25 protein-coding genes are annotated in these 18,926 nt (G+C 43.0%); 5 read left to right on the top strand and 20 right to left on the bottom strand.

What is annotated here, in order from left to right; genetic code table 11:
* Positions 1-40: 40 nt before the first annotated feature.
* From ATG71_RS13905 to ATG71_RS13845, 13 genes are all read right to left on the bottom strand, one after another.
* Positions 41-526 carry a dihydrofolate reductase gene (locus tag ATG71_RS13905; protein ID WP_098440093.1) on the bottom strand — a complete coding sequence of 162 codons (486 nt, stop codon included), beginning with the start codon at positions 524-526 and terminating at the stop codon, positions 41-43.
* The gene (locus ATG71_RS13900) at positions 523-1,317 is read right to left on the bottom strand and encodes a thymidylate synthase (RefSeq protein ID WP_098440092.1); all 795 of its coding nucleotides are present in this window, start codon (positions 1,315-1,317) and stop codon (positions 523-525) included. Before ATG71_RS13900 ends, ATG71_RS13905 begins: the two co-directional genes overlap by 4 nt.
* 22 nt (positions 1,318-1,339) lie before the next feature.
* A complete protein-coding gene (locus ATG71_RS13895) occupies positions 1,340-2,029 on the bottom strand; it encodes an anthrax toxin lethal factor-related metalloendopeptidase (protein ID WP_286163004.1) in 690 nt (229 codons plus the stop codon).
* 154 nt (positions 2,030-2,183) lie between these two features.
* The gene (locus ATG71_RS13890) at positions 2,184-2,774 is read right to left on the bottom strand and encodes a YpjP family protein (RefSeq protein WP_098440090.1); all 591 of its coding nucleotides are present in this window, start codon (positions 2,772-2,774) and stop codon (positions 2,184-2,186) included.
* A gap of 275 nt (positions 2,775-3,049) precedes the next feature.
* Positions 3,050-3,826 carry a class I SAM-dependent methyltransferase gene (locus ATG71_RS13885; protein ID WP_098440089.1) on the bottom strand — a complete coding sequence of 259 codons (777 nt, stop codon included), beginning with the start codon at positions 3,824-3,826 and terminating at the stop codon, positions 3,050-3,052.
* A gap of 104 nt (positions 3,827-3,930) precedes the next feature.
* On the bottom strand, positions 3,931-4,365 hold the full coding sequence (locus ATG71_RS13880) for a BrxA/BrxB family bacilliredoxin (protein WP_098440088.1): 435 nt from the start codon (positions 4,363-4,365) through the stop codon (positions 3,931-3,933).
* Between the two features lie 21 nt (positions 4,366-4,386).
* Positions 4,387-5,514, bottom strand: a complete 1,128-nt coding sequence (locus ATG71_RS13875) for a conserved virulence factor C family protein (RefSeq protein WP_098441829.1) — start codon at positions 5,512-5,514, stop codon at positions 4,387-4,389.
* Between the two features lie 73 nt (positions 5,515-5,587).
* Positions 5,588-7,474 carry an ABC-F family ATP-binding cassette domain-containing protein gene (locus ATG71_RS13870; RefSeq protein ID WP_098440087.1) on the bottom strand — a complete coding sequence of 629 codons (1,887 nt, stop codon included), beginning with the start codon at positions 7,472-7,474 and terminating at the stop codon, positions 5,588-5,590.
* Positions 7,471-8,115 carry an HD domain-containing protein gene (locus tag ATG71_RS13865; protein ID WP_098440086.1) on the bottom strand — a complete coding sequence of 215 codons (645 nt, stop codon included), beginning with the start codon at positions 8,113-8,115 and terminating at the stop codon, positions 7,471-7,473. The genes ATG71_RS13870 and ATG71_RS13865 overlap by 4 nt, the downstream gene beginning before the upstream one ends.
* Positions 8,116-8,212: 97 nt before the next feature.
* Positions 8,213-9,070, bottom strand: coding sequence for a DegV family protein (locus ATG71_RS13860; RefSeq protein WP_098440085.1), 858 nt, complete (start codon positions 9,068-9,070; stop codon positions 8,213-8,215).
* Between the two features lie 43 nt (positions 9,071-9,113).
* Positions 9,114-9,611, bottom strand: coding sequence for a hypothetical protein (locus tag ATG71_RS13855; protein WP_098440084.1), 498 nt, complete (start codon positions 9,609-9,611; stop codon positions 9,114-9,116).
* A 25-nt stretch (positions 9,612-9,636) separates the two neighbouring features.
* Complete coding sequence (locus ATG71_RS13850) at positions 9,637-11,328, bottom strand: formate--tetrahydrofolate ligase (RefSeq protein ID WP_098440083.1); 1,692 nt, start codon at positions 11,326-11,328, stop codon at positions 9,637-9,639.
* A gap of 180 nt (positions 11,329-11,508) precedes the next feature.
* Complete coding sequence (locus ATG71_RS13845) at positions 11,509-12,183, bottom strand: class I SAM-dependent methyltransferase (RefSeq protein ID WP_098440082.1); 675 nt, start codon at positions 12,181-12,183, stop codon at positions 11,509-11,511.
* A 186-nt stretch (positions 12,184-12,369) separates the two neighbouring features.
* On the opposite strand from ATG71_RS13845, the gene ATG71_RS13840 reads away from it, so the two are divergent.
* A complete protein-coding gene (locus tag ATG71_RS13840; protein WP_179886538.1) occupies positions 12,370-12,588 on the top strand; it encodes a DUF3892 domain-containing protein in 219 nt (72 codons plus the stop codon).
* Between the two features lie 97 nt (positions 12,589-12,685).
* Here the strand turns inward: ATG71_RS13840 and mntR are convergent, their stop codons facing one another.
* Entirely contained in the window at positions 12,686-13,102 is a 417-nt protein-coding gene (gene mntR, locus ATG71_RS13835) for a transcriptional regulator MntR (protein ID WP_034758545.1), read from the bottom strand.
* A 297-nt stretch (positions 13,103-13,399) separates the two neighbouring features.
* On the opposite strand from mntR, the gene cspD reads away from it, so the two are divergent.
* On the top strand, positions 13,400-13,600 hold the full coding sequence (gene cspD, locus ATG71_RS13830; protein WP_034758543.1) for a cold-shock protein CspD: 201 nt from the start codon (positions 13,400-13,402) through the stop codon (positions 13,598-13,600).
* A gap of 54 nt (positions 13,601-13,654) precedes the next feature.
* On the opposite strand, the gene ATG71_RS13825 is transcribed toward cspD, so the two are convergent.
* Positions 13,655-13,852, bottom strand: coding sequence for a zinc-finger domain-containing protein (locus ATG71_RS13825; protein WP_098440080.1), 198 nt, complete (start codon positions 13,850-13,852; stop codon positions 13,655-13,657).
* Positions 13,853-13,922: 70 nt separating this feature from the next.
* Positions 13,923-14,579 (bottom strand): reverse transcriptase-like protein, encoded by a 657-nt coding sequence (locus ATG71_RS13820; RefSeq protein WP_098440079.1) that lies wholly within the window; start codon positions 14,577-14,579, stop codon positions 13,923-13,925.
* 103 nt (positions 14,580-14,682) lie between these two features.
* Between ATG71_RS13820 and ATG71_RS13815 the strand changes: the two genes are divergently transcribed.
* Positions 14,683-15,363, top strand: a complete 681-nt coding sequence (locus tag ATG71_RS13815) for a queuosine precursor transporter (protein WP_098440078.1) — start codon at positions 14,683-14,685, stop codon at positions 15,361-15,363.
* Between the two features lie 130 nt (positions 15,364-15,493).
* A complete protein-coding gene (locus tag ATG71_RS13810; protein ID WP_098440077.1) occupies positions 15,494-15,880 on the top strand; it encodes an RNase H family protein in 387 nt (128 codons plus the stop codon).
* A 110-nt stretch (positions 15,881-15,990) separates the two neighbouring features.
* Here the strand turns inward: ATG71_RS13810 and ATG71_RS13805 are convergent, their stop codons facing one another.
* Both ATG71_RS13805 and ATG71_RS13800 read right to left on the bottom strand, forming a co-directional pair.
* Positions 15,991-16,257 carry a DUF6123 family protein gene (locus ATG71_RS13805; RefSeq protein WP_098440076.1) on the bottom strand — a complete coding sequence of 89 codons (267 nt, stop codon included), beginning with the start codon at positions 16,255-16,257 and terminating at the stop codon, positions 15,991-15,993.
* A gap of 34 nt (positions 16,258-16,291) precedes the next feature.
* Entirely contained in the window at positions 16,292-16,780 is a 489-nt protein-coding gene (locus ATG71_RS13800; RefSeq protein WP_098440075.1) for a divergent PAP2 family protein, read from the bottom strand.
* A gap of 107 nt (positions 16,781-16,887) precedes the next feature.
* On the opposite strand from ATG71_RS13800, the gene ATG71_RS13795 reads away from it, so the two are divergent.
* On the top strand, positions 16,888-17,025 hold the full coding sequence (locus ATG71_RS13795; protein ID WP_098440074.1) for a small, acid-soluble spore protein L: 138 nt from the start codon (positions 16,888-16,890) through the stop codon (positions 17,023-17,025).
* A 46-nt stretch (positions 17,026-17,071) separates the two neighbouring features.
* On the opposite strand, the gene ATG71_RS13790 is transcribed toward ATG71_RS13795, so the two are convergent.
* Both ATG71_RS13790 and ATG71_RS13785 read right to left on the bottom strand, forming a co-directional pair.
* The gene (locus ATG71_RS13790; protein ID WP_286163003.1) at positions 17,072-17,971 is read right to left on the bottom strand and encodes a 5'-3' exonuclease; all 900 of its coding nucleotides are present in this window, start codon (positions 17,969-17,971) and stop codon (positions 17,072-17,074) included.
* A gap of 109 nt (positions 17,972-18,080) precedes the next feature.
* On the bottom strand, positions 18,081-18,905 hold the full coding sequence (locus ATG71_RS13785) for a sulfurtransferase (protein ID WP_098441828.1): 825 nt from the start codon (positions 18,903-18,905) through the stop codon (positions 18,081-18,083).
* Between the last annotated feature and the right edge of the window lie 21 nt (positions 18,906-18,926).

Here is an 18,926-nt window from a genome sequence, read left to right as displayed (position 1 = left end):
AATAAAAGTCCAGCCACTGGCTGGACTTTTATTATTGGTCTTATTTTCTTACATAGACCTTAAATTCGTAGTTGTAAGGATTTTTTTCATCCTTTATCCCTTTTTCTGAAGAAACGCAGGTAAACTCTTCCCAGGGGATGCGGGGCATGCTCGTATCCCCTTCGAATTCATGATGGATGTGTGTGACATATAATCTTTCTACATGGGGGATGAACTGTTTATATATTTCTCTTCCACCCATGATAAAAATTTCTCCGCCTTTTTCTTTAGACCACTTCAGTATTTCCTCAACAGAATGCATGACAAGGCAGCCTTCTTGCTGAAATGTTGTATTTCTGGTCAAAATCACATTTTCACGATTAGGCAGCGGCTTACCGATGGAATCGAATGTCTTTCTTCCCATGACGATGGCATGACTGTTCGTCGTCTTTTTGAAGAATTTCAGATCCTCAGGCAGTTTCCAAGGTAACCCATTATCTTTCCCGATCAGTTGGTTCTGATCCATCGCCCATATAAACGAAATCATACACTCACGACTCCTTTGATATGCGGATGGGGATCGTATCCTTCGAGCTTGAAGTCTTCGAAGTTGAAACCGAAGATATCTTTGACTTCGGGATTGATCACAAGCTTCGGCAACGCTTTAGGCTCCCTTGAAATCTGTAAGTTTACTTGATCAACATGATTCTGGTAGATATGCACGTCACCGAATGTATGGACGAATTCACCTGGTTCTAAATCACAAGCCTGTGCCACCATCATCGTAAGTAGAGCATACGAAGCGATATTAAATGGCACGCCCAGGAATACATCGGCAGATCGTTGGTATAACTGACAGGATAATTTACCATCTGCCACGTAGAATTGGAACAGGCAGTGACAAGGAGGCAAAGCCATGTGATCTACATCCGCGACATTCCATGCGCTGACGATCATCCTTCTGGAGTCGGGGTTATGTTTGATTGTGTCGATGAGGTTGGTGATCTGATCGATCGTTTCACCGTTTGCACCTGACCATGATCTCCATTGATGCCCGTATACTGGTCCCAATTCACCATTTTCATCTGCCCATTCATTCCAGATGCGGACTCCGTTTTCCTGTAAATAGGCTACGTTGGTATCCCCTTTTAAGAACCAGAGAAGTTCATGGATAATGGATTTGACATGCAACTTCTTCGTTGTAAGAAGGGGGAATCCTTCCTGTAAATCAAAACGCATCTGGTAACCGAACGTACTGATCGTCCCTGTTCCCGTCCGATCCTCTTTCTTTGTCCCATTTTCCAGCACATGTTTGCACAAGTCTAAATATTGCTTCACAGTGACCACACCTTTTACTAGTTTATAGTTCTTTAAAAAATCGATATGTTGCGGGTGCCTTTTCTTTCAGTAGATTCCTAGTTTCAGGATTCAAATAGTACATTGCAAATGTTTCAGCAAAATATTCTTCTTTATATTGTAGGAAATACTCTTCACCAGGGAAAACCCGGGGTGCTTCCCTTTTCCAGAGGGGTAAGAATTCCAGCTCATAATACAGATCCGTCAAGACGTACCGATCAATGCTATGGGCGACCTCATGAAGTTCCAGATTGTATGAGTTGTGCCCTTTTCCTTTCCCGCTATGACCGATCTTTACTAATACAAGCTTGGAACCACCTATTCCAGGGACATCATCCCACGTGATACTTTTATTAGTGTACCCTCTTGGGGTGACTCCTTTCAAGTGACTTGTCGTAGAAAAATCGGTTAATTTGGTTTGGAATAATCGAATCTTGATATCATGCGATTCGGCGGACTCCAACAAGGATGTCGGAATATGATCCAGTCTTTTGATCATAGCAACAGCCTCTTCTTGATCAAACGTCGTTTCTGGTAGAAGGATCATATTTTCCAGCTGCTTACTGGATTGAAGGTTTACATGCGTTTTAAGGGGTGAGTGTTTTAAGAGGGTACCATCGTATGTAGCATTTGTATGAGTCCAGAGAATGACAAGAGTGACTGTAATCAGAAGGATGATGAAGGTACGTTTCACTCTGATCCCTCCTTTTCTTATAAAGCAACTATTACTATTTTACCATAGTGATAGTCTCGATTTCAGAGAGTATTATTTCCATTTCTTAATGATAAGCAACAAAAAGCAAGCACGCTCATCCCCGTGCTTGCTTTGATTCTTTTTATATGATAGATCAGGAAACGCTCATCCATTGAGGAGGAGTGTTTTTATCCCAAAAAATGCTACCGAGTTCATGGTGCGCCTGGAATTGGTCATGTGTTGTATGGTAGTGAAAATTGAAATAATAGCCATCTTTTGGTGGATGGTCTTTTCTTACATGAAAACGAATGATATCTTCACCCGAACGCTCGTCATAGATATGAAAGATCTTTTCTGTTTTAGCGTATTGAGGTACTTCTGAAATGGTAAGGGACGTTAAGTCTTCTTCCGGAAACTCTGCTGCTGTATCCGCTATCGCTTTTTCAATCTTTGGAAGGATCACCGATCTAAATTCATCCTCTATGACAGGCTTGATCTTGGTCCCGAATTTTTCATATGCATTTTTTTCTGCTTGTACCAGCATCGATTCGATGAATACATCATGGGTTATGGCAGACTCTTCTTCCCTTGTTTCCTCTGGAGTCGACTCCACGGTGGAAGGCTTGCCATTATTCTTGGCAAGGGCATGATTTTCTTCATTCAGGAAGGCCTGTGATGGTGAAACAAGTCCAAATGTCAGGATGGATAGTAAGATAAAAAACGATTTCTTGAGCCAGATCGACATAGATAACGTCCTTTCCTATGTAATACGTCTATTATTATACTACTTCTTACGATTAAAAAGTGAAAAAGGTTTCATTTTTTTGTAGGATATAAAAATCTTTATGTGGTAGTATATTAATGAGGATACTTTGTAAGGAGGATAACTAGATGGATACTGGAATTATGATCAATATCGGATACATACTTCTGTTAGGTTATTTTATTGTACTGGGATTCACTGATTGATATTTATGGGATTAGACAGGCGATGGATGCCTGTCTATTTTATTAGGTCTTTTATAACCGGATCACCCCAAAGTGAAACTTGGCGGATGGCCTTTTTATAACTTCAAAGCCCATTTCTTCGAATAGTGGTGATTGATAGTGTTCTTTTAGTACGACCCGCTTTTTGGCTACTCGTTTCGCTTCTTCTATTCCTTCTTTTGTAACCCCGGTATAGCTTGCCCATTGTCTGATGGGATTGATTCCATGTGAATCGGTCAATGCTTCTTCAAACATGGGATCGATGTACACGACGTCGAATGCATCATTCCTGAATTTCTTTAGTTCCTGGTCAAAATGCCCATTGAGAACGTTTATACGTTTCATGGCCCGATTTAACGCAGGAAGCGGGGAGTTCCATTCCTGTAGTCCCTGATGAACGATATGGGCAATGAATTTATTCGCTTCAATCCCAGTTACCGCCCCTTCTTCCCCTACGATATGACTCGCGATGATACTATCTGAAGCAAGTCCAAGGGTGCAGTCCAGAAAGCTCATGCCTTCCTTAAGGTCTGCTGCTTCTATGAGTGGATCCTTTTCCCCCCTCATAAGCCTCTTGATTCGGAAGGATGCGGAGTTTGGATGGAAAAAGAATGGCTCGCTCTTCCCTTCCCGCGTGTGAAGCTCAAGCCGTTCTTTCCCGATGACAAGGCAGTTCTCATCAACTTTTTCCATATGGTGGCGAATCGATCTTTTTTTCCTCGGGATATATGGTATAGAAAGGAGATCGGCTGCTTCATGCGCTTTATCTATTACGTTCTGATTGGTTCTTCCACAAGTGGTGACAAACACGTTAGTGATTCTCCTTTGGATATTCGTTTTTCTAGCATCTTTTCATTATCCTACCACAAAAAAAGAACGGATGACTCTGTCACCCGCTCTTTTTTGATGGTCTGTTAGCAGTTTTGGTTAAATGCAGTCACCAGGTTTGAAATAATGGAAGAAATGTCGTGATCTTCGATTTCTTCCCTGGGGATAAAGTGAACGACCTTATTTCCTTTAAGCAAAGCCATAGACGGAGAAGAAGGTTCGTAACCGTCGAAGTATTCTCTCATCTTGGCAGTCGCTTCTTTGTCCTGTCCTGCAAAAACCGTGACAAGATGGTCAGGGGTCTTATCGTTATTCATGACGGATTGAGTGGCAGCGGGCCGTGCAAGTCCAGCTGCACACCCGCAAACAGAGTTAACGACAACGAGGGTCGTGCCTTCTGTGTTTTCCATGAAATTCTCGACTTCCTCTTCTGTACCAAGCTCTTTAAAGCCCGCTTGCGTCAATTCCTGCCTCATCGGTGTAACCAACTGTCTCATATATTCTTCATATGCCATAGACATGCATAATCAATCCTTTCCTGTTTATTGATGACGTGCTTCAGTCATCTGTTTCCATACCGATCCTTTTGCCTCTTCGCCGCCTTCGATTCGTTCAATGGCCATTTTCACCTGAAGTTTCACTTCAAATTCAGGATCATTTTCCGCCTCTTTTAAACCAGGAAGGGCAGATTCATCACCGACTTCATAAAGGAACATGGCTGCGCGCCACCTAACCAGCTTACTCTTATCCTTCAAGGATTCAACCATTTCAGGGATGGCCGCTGGAAAGCCCAGATCAGAAAGACAGTCACCCGCCGTCCTTCTCACTGTTACGGACCTATCATGCAATCCCTTGTATAACAGTGGAAGGACTCTTTCATCTTCAATCATCCCAAGGTACACAACGGCTAATCTGCGGATCGATATTTTCTCGTCCTCGAGGGCTTTTTGAAGGAGAGGTAAGTCGCCCAATGTAGGATCCTCCATCGCGTCCAGTTTCTGATACCTGGTTTCCCATTCCGGCGCTTCAAAATCCTCGACGGTCACCTTTTGCTTTTTCTTATAAATGAGTGGTCCCTTGGCATCGGTTGTTTCCTTTGCCTCCTCGATAAGCCTGGAAAGCCTTTCAGAAGGATAGGCTGCCACTAATTCTTCACTCACGTCGTTGCCGATTTCGTCCAGATCACCGTACCGGATGCCGTAATCTTTCCACTTTCTAAGAAGGACCACGTTATCCCCTTCTTTTTGGGCCTGACCAACCGCTTCAAGGAAGGAAGAAGGCAGAGAAAAACGCTTTTCTTGTTCCCCATCTGTCACCTTTACCTGCATCGGAATTCCTTTGAACATCTGCACGCTGACATTCACTTCACCAAAATGTTCCTCCATGGGAGATTCCGTTTTCTCGTCAGCTGTATCTTCTCCGAATGCTTTTCTCACCTGTGGCAAAAGCTCTTGCCAATCGAACTTAGCATTCCGTTCGACCGCCAGGAAGTCGGCAACATGGTAAACCCCTTTCACACCTTCGATCGCTAAGATCTCTTTGATGACGGGAGGAGCCCCCTCTGCTTCATCTTTTTTATAGTTGTTGCTCTTCCCGGCCTTCATTTCCTGATCGAGAAGAACTTTCATCGTATTCGGACTTGGAGTAGGTTCAATTGATAAGATCCTCAAGACTGTTACCCCTTTCTCTAAACTGTTCGTTTCCATTTTAACACAGTATCCTTGTTGCCTTAAAGAAAGAGACTTATTCGGCAAATTCAGAGAGATAAGTCCATCTCTCAATAAGTCTTTCCAGTTCTTCGTTGAGCTTTTCACTTTCCTTCATCAACTGTTGTGCCCGTTCAAAGTTGCTGCCGACTTGTTGGAGCTCGGCATCCGCTTCTTCTATTTTTGCTTCAATGCCTGCCATCTTATCTTCAATTTCATCCCACTCTCTTTTTTCCATATAAGAGAGCCTTTTTTTCTCTTTCTCCTTCACTTCTTTAACAGGGACGGGTTCTTTCGTTGCATCTGTCAGCTGCTTCTTATTTAAAGCTTCACTCTTCTCCAGATACTCCGTATATTCCCCATAATAGAAATCGATCTGTCCATCTCCATTGAAAACTAACAGCTGATCTGCTGTTTTATCCAGGAAGTAGCGGTCATGGGAAACAGTGATCACTACACCGGAAAATTCATTGATATAATCTTCAAGTACCGTCAGGGTTTCTGTGTCTAAATCGTTTGTAGGCTCATCCAGGAGCAGGACGTTCGGTTTTGACATTAGTAGTTTCAACAGGAAGAGCCTTCGTTTTTCACCGCCGGACAGCTTTCGGATCAATGTCCCATGGGTGCTCATTGGAAAAAGGAATCTTTCGAGCATGGATGTAACCGAAACTTGTTCCCCCTTATCTGTCGTTATATACTCTCCCGCTTCTCTTATATATTCAATCATTCTCATATTTTCATCCAGTTCTTCATGGCCCTGGGTATAGTAGGCGATCTTGACAGTTTGTCCTTTGATCAATTCTCCTGTTGTCAGCTCATCGGTTCCTGCAAGGAGATTGAGGAAGGTGGATTTTCCACTTCCGTTTTTCCCTACTATCCCGATTCGGTCTTTAGGTTTAATCAGAAAAGAGAATTCATTTAAAATCCGCTTGTCTTCAAATTGTTTTGACGCACCTTTGAACTCATACACCTGCTTGCCTAAGCGATTTCCTCCAATCGTCATATCTACTTGTCCATTGGACGGACCGGATGACATGGTATCCTCAAGGTGTTCGAATCGTTGGATACGGGCCTTTTGTTTCGTGGTCCGGGCTTTTGCTCCCCTTCTCATCCATGCAAGCTCTCTCCGGTAAAGATTTTGCTGTTTTTCGGATAATTGCCGTTCCACTTCTTCACGTGAAGCTTTGGCTTCAATAAAGGAAGCATAATTCCCTTTATAGGCATAGAGGCTGCCTCCATCCAATTCAAAGATGCGATTTGTCACTTTATCAAGGAAGTACCGGTCATGTGTCACGAGTAACACCGATCCGTTATACTTCCCCAAATAGTCCTCCAGCCACTTGATGGACTGGTAATCCAAATGGTTGGTCGGTTCATCCAAGATAAGCAGGTCCGGAGTTTCAATGAGGACCCCTGCCAGGGCAACCCGCTTCTTTTGCCCACCGGATAATTCATTCATTTTCTTCCCGAAATCATGAATGCCGAGTTTCGTTAATATGGCTTTTGCATTTGCACTTGCATCCCAGGCATTGAGGAGATCCATTTGCTTTTGTGCTTCAAATAATTCATCTTGCACCCTTGGACTTTCCGGATTCTTCTCCATTTCCATGAGCACCGTTTCATAATTTCTCATAGCCTGGATGATCTTCGCTTCTCCGCGGAATACTTGTTGAAGCACGGTTAAATCCCCATCAAATGCGGGTTCCTGTTGAAGATAGGCAATATGATAGTCATTCGGCTTTGAAAGCTCACCCGTATCATATTCCTCCATTCCGGCTATCAGTTTCAACAGACTTGATTTACCTGTACCGTTCACCCCGATCAGTCCGACTCTTTCCTTCTCCGTAATGGAAAAGGATATATCTTTAAACAGAGTCTTCTCCCCATAGGTTTTGGAAAGATTCTCAGCTGTTAACATTCTCATTCTTGACCAGTCCATTCTTTATTAAATTGCTCTAGGAACCGTAGCATGAATTCGTGGCGTTCTTCTGCCAAAATCCGGCCGGTTTCTGTGCACATTAAATCTTTCAACTTCAGTAATTTTTCGTGAAAATGATGGATACTGGAGCTTTCCCCATTTCTGTATTCCTCTAAGGTCATATGTTCCCTCACTTGAAAATCAGGATCATACATCACTCTGCCTTTCCTTCCCCCATAGGCAAATGTCCTGGCGATGCCGATCGCCCCGATGGCATCAAGGCGATCGGCGTCCCTGACGATTTTCGCTTCGATCGTAGACAATTCCGCTTCATGACCACCCTTATACGAGATGGAATAGATGATCGATTTCAGTAACGTCATGTCACCTTCAGTGAGTGAGAGGTTCATTAGGATATGATCCAGCTTCTTCTTACCTTCTTCTTCGCCTGTGAATTTCTCATCCGGCACATCATGAAGCAGTGCCGCAAGCTCAATGATATATGTATGGGAACCCTGCTCTTCCCTCGCGATTCTAAGGGCCTGTTTTCTCACTCGATCTAAATGATACCAATCATGTCCGGTTGATTCACCTATGTACTCTTGTTTTAAATAATCTATAATTCTGTCCAGCTCTTTACGTTCCACATTTTCACCTTCTCTTCCATTGTACCAAATGATGTTCTACTTTCAGAATAAAAAGGAGTGGATGCCTGAATCTACACATCACTCCTTTTTGGTTTTTTCACTTATTTTCTGAATACCAGCTTATACCGATTGTATTTTCACCAGCATGTACGCCGATCACTGCCCCGAGGGGATAGGCCCCGAATTCAATTTCAGGATAAGCTTGTCTCAGCTGTTCCATCCACTCCAAAGCATCCTCCCGATTTAACCCGTGTAATACAGATACCTTCCCTATGCTCCTATTTTCAAGAGCTAGATCCAACTGGTGGCTCATGCTGCTTAAGCCTTTTTTTATGCTTCTTACCTTATCTTCCACTTTAAGCTTACCATCTTCAATGGAAAGCATGGGCTTTATCTTCAGGACGCTCCCCAGAAAGAATGATAGACCGCCCATCCTCCCGCTTTTATGAAGCTGTTCCAGGCTCCCTACCATCACATACGTCTCACATGATTTGATCCTTTCTTCAATCGCCTCTTTTATCTGAACGGGATCTTTCCCTTCCCCCGATAAACGTTGACCGTACTGAATCAATTCTGTCAAAGGGTTGGAAAGGATCTTCGAATCGATGCAACTAATATTTGGAGTGGTGTCCTTCAGCAGTTCCGCAGCCTGATAAGCAGACGAAAAGGTACCGCTGAAATGAGACGAAACATGGATGGAGAAGATATAGTCATAGTCCCTTGACAGTTGTTCGAATAACTCCTTAAACCTGCCGATTGAAGGCTGGGAGGTTTTCACTTCCACCTTTTCGTTCCTTAATTTAGCGAACAATTCTTCAGGGGACAGGTCAATGCCATCCATATACTCCTTCTCCCCGAACAGGATGCTCATGGGAACTACATAGATGTCGTTTCCCCCACTCCCCGATTGATTTGGAACAAATGCAGTACTATCCGTTACCCATGCTATTCTCATAAAAAATTCCCCTTTTTTCTATTTATATGAGCTCACATTCGTACTAGAAGTCCTTTCGGTTCAGTTGTTTCAGTGTGTCTACAGAAAACGATATCATCTGTAATACATCATCGACCATTTCTTCCGTAATCACCCGGTTGAAGGTTAAGATTCCTTCGTATGAGGTTCGTTTAACGGAGGACTTCACTTCTTTCCACTCCCAATGTTTATCCTTCCCCCAGGCTTCTTCCAGGATCTCCATTTGACGTTGAAGTTTTTCATCACCTTTATAGACGATGAGAATGTCCGCTCCGGCCGTATTCTTTTCAGTCATCATCTTTCTTTCTGCCAGGAAATGCCCCATATCCGCCTTCAAATGAAACTCGATTGAAAGGGGTTTTTCATTTGGGAGTGAATAATGGATTTGATAACACCGCTCGTAATGAGCAAAATCAAACAAATCCTTCCGATCAAGTATCTGAATATCCCCTGTCAAGTCAAGGTCGTAGACTGCTCCTTCAAAGATTACCTTTAGGTTATCAAATGCTGTAGGGTCAAACATCTTCGCCCTCCTTTCCATTCTTCCGTTAAAACAGTCCGATTGCCCTGCCGTCTTCATCTACATCCATTCCGAACGCAGCCGGTTTCTTCGGCAGTCCGGGCATCGTCATGACTTCTCCCGTCAAAGCAACGATGAAGCCTGCACCGATCTTTGGTTTCAGTTCGCGTATCGTGATGGTGAAATTCTCCGGACGGCCGAGTTTTGACGGGTCATCAGAGAGGGAGTATTGCGTCTTGGCCATACAGATCGGGAGAACGCCCCAGCCTCTTGATTCGAATTCTTCCAACTGTTTTCTCGCTTTGACTGTGTACTCGACTCCACTTGCCCCGTAGACTTTTTTAGCTATGGTATCAATTTTCACCTGCAATGAATCTGACAGTTCATAAAGGGGAGAGAATTCCTTTTTATTCCCTTCTATCTCCTCTAAGACCTTTTGTGCTAAATCGATACCACCTTCTCCGCCTTTAGCCCATACATCAGTTAATGAAACCTTTTTATTCTGATTTTCACACCACTTGATCAAGGCATGAATTTCATGGTCACTGTCTGTTGCGAACTTGTTAATGGCAATGACAAATGGCACATTGAACTGCTCGAGGGTCTCCATATGCTTCTTCAGATTGGACAGTCCTTTTTCCAGGGCCGGAAGATTTTCTGTTTGAAGGTCCTCTTTCGACTGGCCTCCATGCATCTTCAACGCACGGATGGTGGCAACCAAAACAACGGCATCTGGAGACTTACCTGCAGCACGGGACTTGATATTCAAGAATTTTTCCGCTCCTAAATCTGCCCCGAACCCGGATTCTGTCACCACATAATCAGCAAGCTTTAAAGCTGTTTTCGTCGCCATGACACTATTGCAGCCGTGAGCTATATTGGCAAAAGGACCTCCGTGGATAAGAGCAGGGGAATGCTCGATCGTCTGGACGAGGTTAGGCTTTAGTGCATCCTTCAGCAATAACGTCAGAGCCCCTTCCACACCGAGATCTTCAACGGTCACCGGCTGTTTTAACCTGTTATAGGCGACGACCATCTGACCGAGTCTTTTTCTTAATTCTCCGATACTCTGAGATAGACAGAGAACAGCCATGATTTCAGAAGCTACAGAGATATCAAAGCCGTCTTCCCGTGGAACCCCCTGTACGGGTCCGCCCAGACCGACGATGATCTGTCGTAGGGAACGGTCATTCATATCAATCGATCGTTTCCATACCACTCTTCTTTGATCGATATCTAATTCATTACCTTGATGAATATGATTATCCACTAAGGCAGCCAGGGCATTATTGGCTGTGGAAATGGCATGGATATCACCAGTGAAGTGGAGGTTGATGTCCTCCATGGGAAGCACTTGTGAATAGCCTCCACCTGTCGCTCCCCCTTTGATCCCCATCGTAGGCCCAAGGGAAGGCTCCCGCATGGCTATGATGGTCTCTTTATTCAATCGGTTCAATGCATCCCCGAGTCCCACAGTCACTGTAGATTTCCCTTCACCTGCAGGCGTTGGGTTGATTGATGTTACGAGGATTAATTTCCCCTGTGAATGGTCTTTCAGTTTATGTATCGCTTCAAAGGATATCTTACCTTTGTACTTTCCGTAAAGCTCCACGTCAGCTTCTGTCAGGCCGATCTTTTTAGCAATGTCCCCGATCGGTTGTAAAGTGGACTTTTGAGCTATCTCGATATCCGATAATATTTTTTTCTTTATTGTAGTCATGGAAGTTCACCCTCTTAGCTTCATTTTTGTAGTAACCGTGGCTTGTCTTTTCCTATTGTATCTTTATTTTACACTATAAATGAACACTTTTGCTCTTCAAGCTTCTATCCGCATAAACTTGATGGGAATGATGGCGGATAGTAAAACATGATCGACTCCCGGGACGAGAATCGATCATGTTTATTTTTGAAACATAAATAATGTCGTGAACGTCAAAGCCTGCTTTAATTCATTTGAGAGATTGTCTGTGTGCACCCGTTTCACGCCTTTTTTGTAGATATAGTCTTCACCGACCTTCTTCCATCCCTTGTCATTGGCAAGCTTCTCTAATTCCCACGGCATCATTGTATTACAGATGACCTCTTTACCTTGGAGACGGGGATAGGCATTTTCCCTCGGATGAGCAGTCGGTCCCAATAAGCCGATGCAAATAAATCCATCCTTACCAACTATCCGTTCAATCTCATTCAATGTGTGTAAAGGATTTTCCGTCCATTCTACCGAATTGATCGCCATTACAGCATCAAATTGACCATCCTCGAATGGAAGGGAATTGAGATCCCCTTGTACGAAGGACAGATTGTCCCTTTCCTGCTCCTTGGCAAGTTCGATCATGTTCCTTGAGAAATCCATCCCTGTGACCCAATATCCTTTTTCATACAAGAGATAAGATCCATATCCGTCGCCACACCCTAAATCCGCAACGGTTCTTGCTTTCCCTGCGTGATCATGAAAGAAAGGGATGACCTCTTTTCTGCTTCCGGTTGTCCACATTTCGACGCTTTTTGAATGCCAGTGATCGGCATTATCTTCCCAACGGGTTTTGGCGCTTGTATGCCATTCTGAACTTTTCATATGTACACCTCAACATTTTTTTCTATATTGTTTTATATTCTCAGTCCATCGCCTTAATTCCTGCAAGAAGGTATAATGAATATATACGCAAACATAATATTATTATGTAAACTTATAATTTCTATTATGATTTCTTTCTCTTTTGTTCATACTAATGGTAAAGTCTGAACAGAAAAGGTGATAGATATGGAAGAGATCTCCAAGGTGCAACGGAATTATCATGGAGATATTATAAGCTTCCAAACCTCTTCCGGCCGTATCATTTCTTACCGGAAAGCTGTATTGGAAGCATCCGAAGGTTTACTTCAAGGTGTCACACTCAATGAGAATGAATGGGGAGAATCTGAGTTATCCAGTCTGTCAGTCGAAGATGGCACTTTTAACGACTACCCCTCTATATTTTGATTCCCGCACCAATCATCCAAAAAGGACTTTCATTTGAAATGAAAGTCCTTTACCCTTGTCTTATGTTTTTAGCGGCTTTTAGCAAATGGAATATTCATTATTCACTGCGGTTTTGAATCGTTCGCAGCCCTTCTACCCGGCTCTTTTCTTCCTCGAAGAATTGTACGAGATCACCAATGCGATCGATGGAGTCCCAGCTTAAATGGTGTTCGATTCCTTCCACATCTTCATAAATATGTTCTTCCTTCACTCCAATGACACGTAGGAATTGTTCCAACAGCTCGTGTCTGTAAACTAAACGCTTTCCTACCTTATTTCCCTTCGGAGTGAGAACAAGACCTCGGTATTTCTCATAAATGAGATAATCATCCTTATCAAGTTTCTGAACCATTTTGGTAACTGAGGAGGGGTGGACAGATAAAGCTTCTGCTATATCCGAGACTCTGGCGTAACCTTTGTTCTCAATTAACATGTAAATCTGTTCTATATAATCTTCCATACTTGGTGTAGGCATTTTTTACCCTCCAAATTCCCATAAATATCATTAAAAGTTTACTATAACTACACGATGAATACAACCCGGACCCGGAACGCCAAATAACTCACTCGTTCTCCGATATCTCTTTACAGTCAACCAATTCCATTCTAAAATTGGGCGAATGTTGACTCGAAAAACGTCATATTGTATAGTTAAGACATCATTGAAGTGACGGATTTTTATGCTTATATATAAGTCATAATCATCTTTCATTTCGTGAAAACTATTTTCCAGAGGCACAACCGTGCTTGAACGATTTAGGAGGATTCTAACATGCAAAATGGTAAAGTAAAATGGTTCAACAATGAAAAAGGTTTTGGATTCATTGAAGTTGAAGGTGGAGACGACGTATTCGTTCACTTCTCAGCGATTCAAGGTGAAGGATTCAAATCATTAGAAGAAGGTCAAGAAGTTTCTTTCGATGTTGTTGAAGGAAATCGCGGACCACAAGCTGCAAACGTAGTCAAATTATAATCGTACAACACAATAGATCAACATGATGAAGGGCAGCCCCTTAATGGCTGCCCTTTATTTTTGATAGGCGTCGTTCTTATTCAAATATTCTCCGTAGTGACGGATTTGTTCCCCGATGGTGCATTGTTCGATACAAAAGCGGTGAGCATACGTTTTACCATACTCTTTGCGAAAGTGTGCTTTCAGTAAGCAGTCGTTACAGTAGGTGTCTATAAGCTCATCCACTTTATCCACCACTTCATTTCGATTCATGAGATCACTCCTAGATTAATTCACGCACAGCAAATCATTGTATTAATAGAGTATATAATACACAGCAGAATTATTCTAATCGTTTATTACTGTGTACCTTAATGCCTTCCAATGCCTGATTGGCAAGCTTATCGGCTTCTTTGTTGTCTTTCCTGTTCAGGACGATCAGGTTGGGTTTCAGCCCAAGCTTTTGGATCGATCCTTCAATTCGATCAAGCCATCTGCTCAACCCCTCTTCATAGCACGGCCACTCTCCGCCAAGCTGCTTGATTGCCACCTGTGAATCTCCTTTTATCGTACAGGGCACATTTTTAACCCCTATTTCTTCAAGAAGCCCGATGGCTATATGCAATGCAGCGTATTCAGCTTCATTATTGTTTTCGATTTCTTCGAGAAGTGCATTTTTTCTGATCCGAAAAGATTCCCCGCCTTTTTCATAATAGATGACGATTCCGGCACCCGCATAGTTCGTTTCCTTATCGAACCCGCCATCAAAGAACACAACGATGTTTTCGGGTTCCTTTTCCAATTCCTGATTCAATTTGATGTATTCTTTCCTCGTCCAGGAGTTTCCCATTTCATCAATGATTTCAAGATCAACGACCCTTCCCGTTTTCATCAGATCATCTACATGGATCAATGTTTCTTTTCGCTGGAAAAATCCGGATTCAAACCATATATCGGAAGCTGTTTTGCTTTTGTATTTATATTTAATTTTCATTTTCATTCTTCTTTCACTCCCTTTTCTTCATTTTATTGTTCAAAATCATTTTTCTTTGTATAATGAGGACTATTGTTTCATTCACTTTTGAACGATAGGAGGACTTATTATGTTTAATATATGGTTTGGCCTGGTTTTCGTACTCATTACATTCTCATGTTTACTTGTCATGTATCGAATGTTCGGACGAACCGGACTCTTTGTTTGGATAGGAATCTCGACCATACTTGCAAACCTTCAGGTCGTCAAGACGATTGAAATCTTTGGTCTGACGGCCACACTCGGGAATGCCATGTACGGTACCGCCTTTTTGGTGACGGATATCCTGAACGAGAAATACGGTAAAAAAGATGCTCAGAAAGCCGTTTGGCTTGGATTCTTCACGTTGATCGTCATGACTATTATTATGCAACTGGCGCTCTTATTTCAACCACATCCTGACGATTTCGCCCAGGAATCCCTTGCGACGATCTTTGGCATCATCCCTCGGATTGCACTTGGCAGCCTTGCCGCTTATCTTGTAAGCCAATTTACGGATGTGTATATCTTTACCTATCTAAAGAAGAAGTTTCCGACAGATGGCCAATTTTGGATACGTAATAACGGGAGTACGATGGTGAGTCAATTATTGGATACCCTCGTCTTCACAAGCATCGCATTCCTTGGTGAGTATCCGATGCACGTTTGGCTCGAGATTTTCATTACTACCTATCTTCTCAAATGGGTGATTTCCCTTATGGATACCCCGTTTGGCTATATTGCAAAACGATTTCCGAAGAATATGGGATGACCGAAGCCGGGTGTATGCATTTTCACCCGGCTTTTGCTATGTATGGAGTGAAATGCCATGAAGTATTCTCCATCCTCCCTGTTAATATGCTACTATATTTATATTCTGGATGTGTATGAGGTGAATACGATTGTTAGAAGTATATATTGATGGCGCAAGTGCCGGGAACCCCGGACCAAGTGGAGCCGGTATTTTCATCAAATACAACGGTGAAGTGGAAAAACATTCGATTCCTTTAGGGATCATGGACAATCATGAAGCTGAATTCCTCGCCTGCAAAAAAGCGCTTGAGATCTGCTTGGAGAAACAGACAGATACCGTTTGGTTGAAAAGTGATTCTCAAGCTGTCGTTCATGCGATTGAGAAAGAGTTTGTACGTAAAACACAATATAAATCATTGCTCGGCGATATATTGGACTTGACGAAGCAAATGAACCTTTTCTTTGTCAAATGGATCCCCAGCAAAGAAAATAAAGCAGCTGATGAGCTGGCTCGTAAAGCCATCCACCTGAACTAAAAAGGTCCATCTAGCTGATTTCGCCTTTATCAAAATTCCATAACCGCTTTACGAACATCATATAAAAAGACCATCAGAAAGGTTTCAATACCCTTCTGATGGCCCCTGGATTATGCCAATCCCTGTTTCTCCATCCATTTTAATGCTTCCTTTCTAGAAGGGATTTTCTGGGAATGGAGTCTTTCTAATATGGACATATAGAAACTGCTGTCAAATTGTTTCTGTGCTTTTAATGTAATTTCAATGGCACTATTGACCAGTTCATCCGGGGCATCTGTGTATTTTTTCCCGAAATAGATGAAGCCTATTGCGTCTTCCTGAAATTTGAAGCCTTTGTTTTCCAGATCTATGAGAAATTCCTCTGTTGTCTTTTTCACGTTTCTCCTCACCTTATCGCCACATTGTCTTCTCTTATCTTACAGAAAATCTTTTCTTTTGCCTATCCTTTTTGGAAAACAAGAAGGCGATGAAGCCAAGAAGGGAACCAAGCAATGCGCCTCCGACCACTTCCTGGGGCTGGTGTCCGAGCATTTCCTTCAGTCTTTTAGGTTTCTTCTCTTCGAATTGAACGGTTTCCTTTTCATGCGCCTTCCTGACAAGCTCATCGAGACTATTTACTTTAAGCGTCAATTCACCGGTTTGGCGGCGAATTCCCTGGGCATCGTACATGACGATCAGACCGAAGATGAAGGAAAGAGCGAAATCAATCGTTTTTACCCCTCTTTTTAACGCAATGAATGTCGTCAAAGATGCGACTCCTGCACTATGGGAGCTCGGCATTCCCCCTGTCTGAAAAAACAGCTCAGGCTTCCACTCCTTCTTTTTCAAAAAGTGCAGCGGAATCTTCAGTCCTTGGGCTAACGCAATACTGATCAGTGCGGTAATGATTCCTTTATTCACCCTAACACCTCCTTATTCGTAGTGTGTCCTAAAATTCTCTGTACATGGGATATTTGTATGTAACCAAGACAAAATAGTAAAGATCACACGAAAGGAGGGTCTTATGTATGACTAAAGGAAACAATAAAAATAAAGGGAAAAGCGCTAAAAGTGTTAACCCCCAAGGAATTTCACAGGATGCTGAATTCGCGGCCGAACCGAAAAGCGCATTAGAGAATGCAGCTAAGAAAACGAATAAAAAATAAACCTCAAAAAAAGTGTCAGGCTTAAGTCCTGACACTCTTATCATATTTAGCTTGAAGCCGCTAACACATTCGAACCTAGTAAAAACCTTCTAAGAACTTTAAGCTCTAATTCATCCACAAGCGTAAGTGTATCATGGGATACATGCTCCCACCTGGCTTCTTCAACCGACACAGAAAGGGGTACTTCACAATGAATTTCAGCCAGCTTCCTTGAAACATGCAGCATGTCAAGGTCTTCCTCAATCTTCTTCCGTTGTGAGGGAGTCAGTTCATGCAGATTGGCAAGGATACCGGAAATATTCTGATACTGTTGAATCATTTTCATGGCTGTTTTCTCCCCGATCCCTTTTACGCCTGGATATCCGTCACTTGTATCTCCCATGAGTGCTTTCACATCTATGAACTGTTGCGGGGTGATGCCCCTTTCTTCCACAAAGAGGTCTTTCGTATAGGTCTGATAATTCCCAAAGCCTTTCTTCAGCAGCATGATGTCAATGTTGTCATCAAGAAGCTGCAGAAGATCCTGGTCTCCACTTAGAACGGAGACTTTTCGCTCGGATCGATGGAGCTTTGCCAGGGTCCCGATACAATCGTCTGCTTCATAGCCCACTACGCCCACATTGGAAAGATTGAATCCTTCAGCCACTTCTTTTGCAAGGTCGAACTGAGGAATCAGTTCAACAGGGGGTGCATTCCGATTCGATTTATAGTCATTGAACACTTCGTTACGGAACGTCTGACTCCCCATATCCCAGCATACAATGATGTGTGTAGGCTTCACATGATCCGCTGCCATCAGCAGGTGTTTCATGAACCCCTGGACCCCATTGGTCGGGAGGCCTTTTGAATTCATCATAAATTGGCCCGTTACGGCCGTTGCAAAGAAAGATCGAAATAATAATGCCATTCCATCTATTAATAATAAATGCTCATTTTTATTTTCCAAGTCATCCACTCCTAACCCGTCGTTTCGTACATACCTTTTAAAGTATAACATATCAGCATAAATAGCCCATTGGAAAAGTGATGAATCTCTTCCAATGGGCTACTCCGCATTATTCTTTTTCCACCTTGTGTTCTTCGTACGAAACCCAATCGCTATAGCTTCCTACATATAGCTTCACATTGGTAAATCCGGCTTCTTTAAGAGCAATGAAGTTTGGGGTTGCTGTAACACCAGATCCACAATAGACAATGACGGGCTCATCTTTTTTAAGCATTGAGAAGCGTTCCTTCTGCTCATCGGATCCAAGGAAATACCCTTCATTCATCCCTTCCGTCCATGGAAAGTTGATCGCGCCGGGAATATGGCCCGGAATACGGTCGATCGGCTCTTCCCGACCAGTGAACCGTTCCCTGCTCCTGGAATCAATCAACGGGGTAGTCCTATCTCCATCTGCAATGGCTCGTACCTCATCCAAAGTGGCCAAGATGCCGTCATTAACGTTCGGATGATAATTTGTTGCAGGATAATGGGGAACGGCGGATTCCGTCTTTAGAGAACCCTTCTTCCACGCGGCAAATCCACCACTCAGGATATAGACATTTTCATGACCGATATAATGGAATAACCACCAGCATCTGCCCGCAAAAGCCCCTTCCCTCTCATCATAGATCACAATGGTTGTTTGATTATCGATTCCCGCATCCTCCACTTTTCGCAGGAAATTCTTCATATTCGGGAGAGGGTGTCGTCCCCCGTGTTTCTTCGCATAGCCGGATAAATCCTTTTCAAGGTCGAAAAAGACGGCACCGGGAATATGGCTTTCATTGTATCTTTCCCGTCCTTCTGCTGGATTCCCTAACGAAAAACGACAATCGATGATTCTTACATTCCCATCGTCCACATGTTCATTAAGCCACTCCGCATCTACCAGCACACTCATGGTTTCATCCCCCTC

It is taken from the genome of Bacillus sp. es.034 (genome assembly GCF_002563655.1).
GTDB lineage: Bacteria > Bacillota > Bacilli > Bacillales > Bacillaceae_B > Rossellomorea.
Note: the sequence above shows the minus strand (reverse complement) of the source record. Positions and strands in the feature narration are given on the sequence as shown.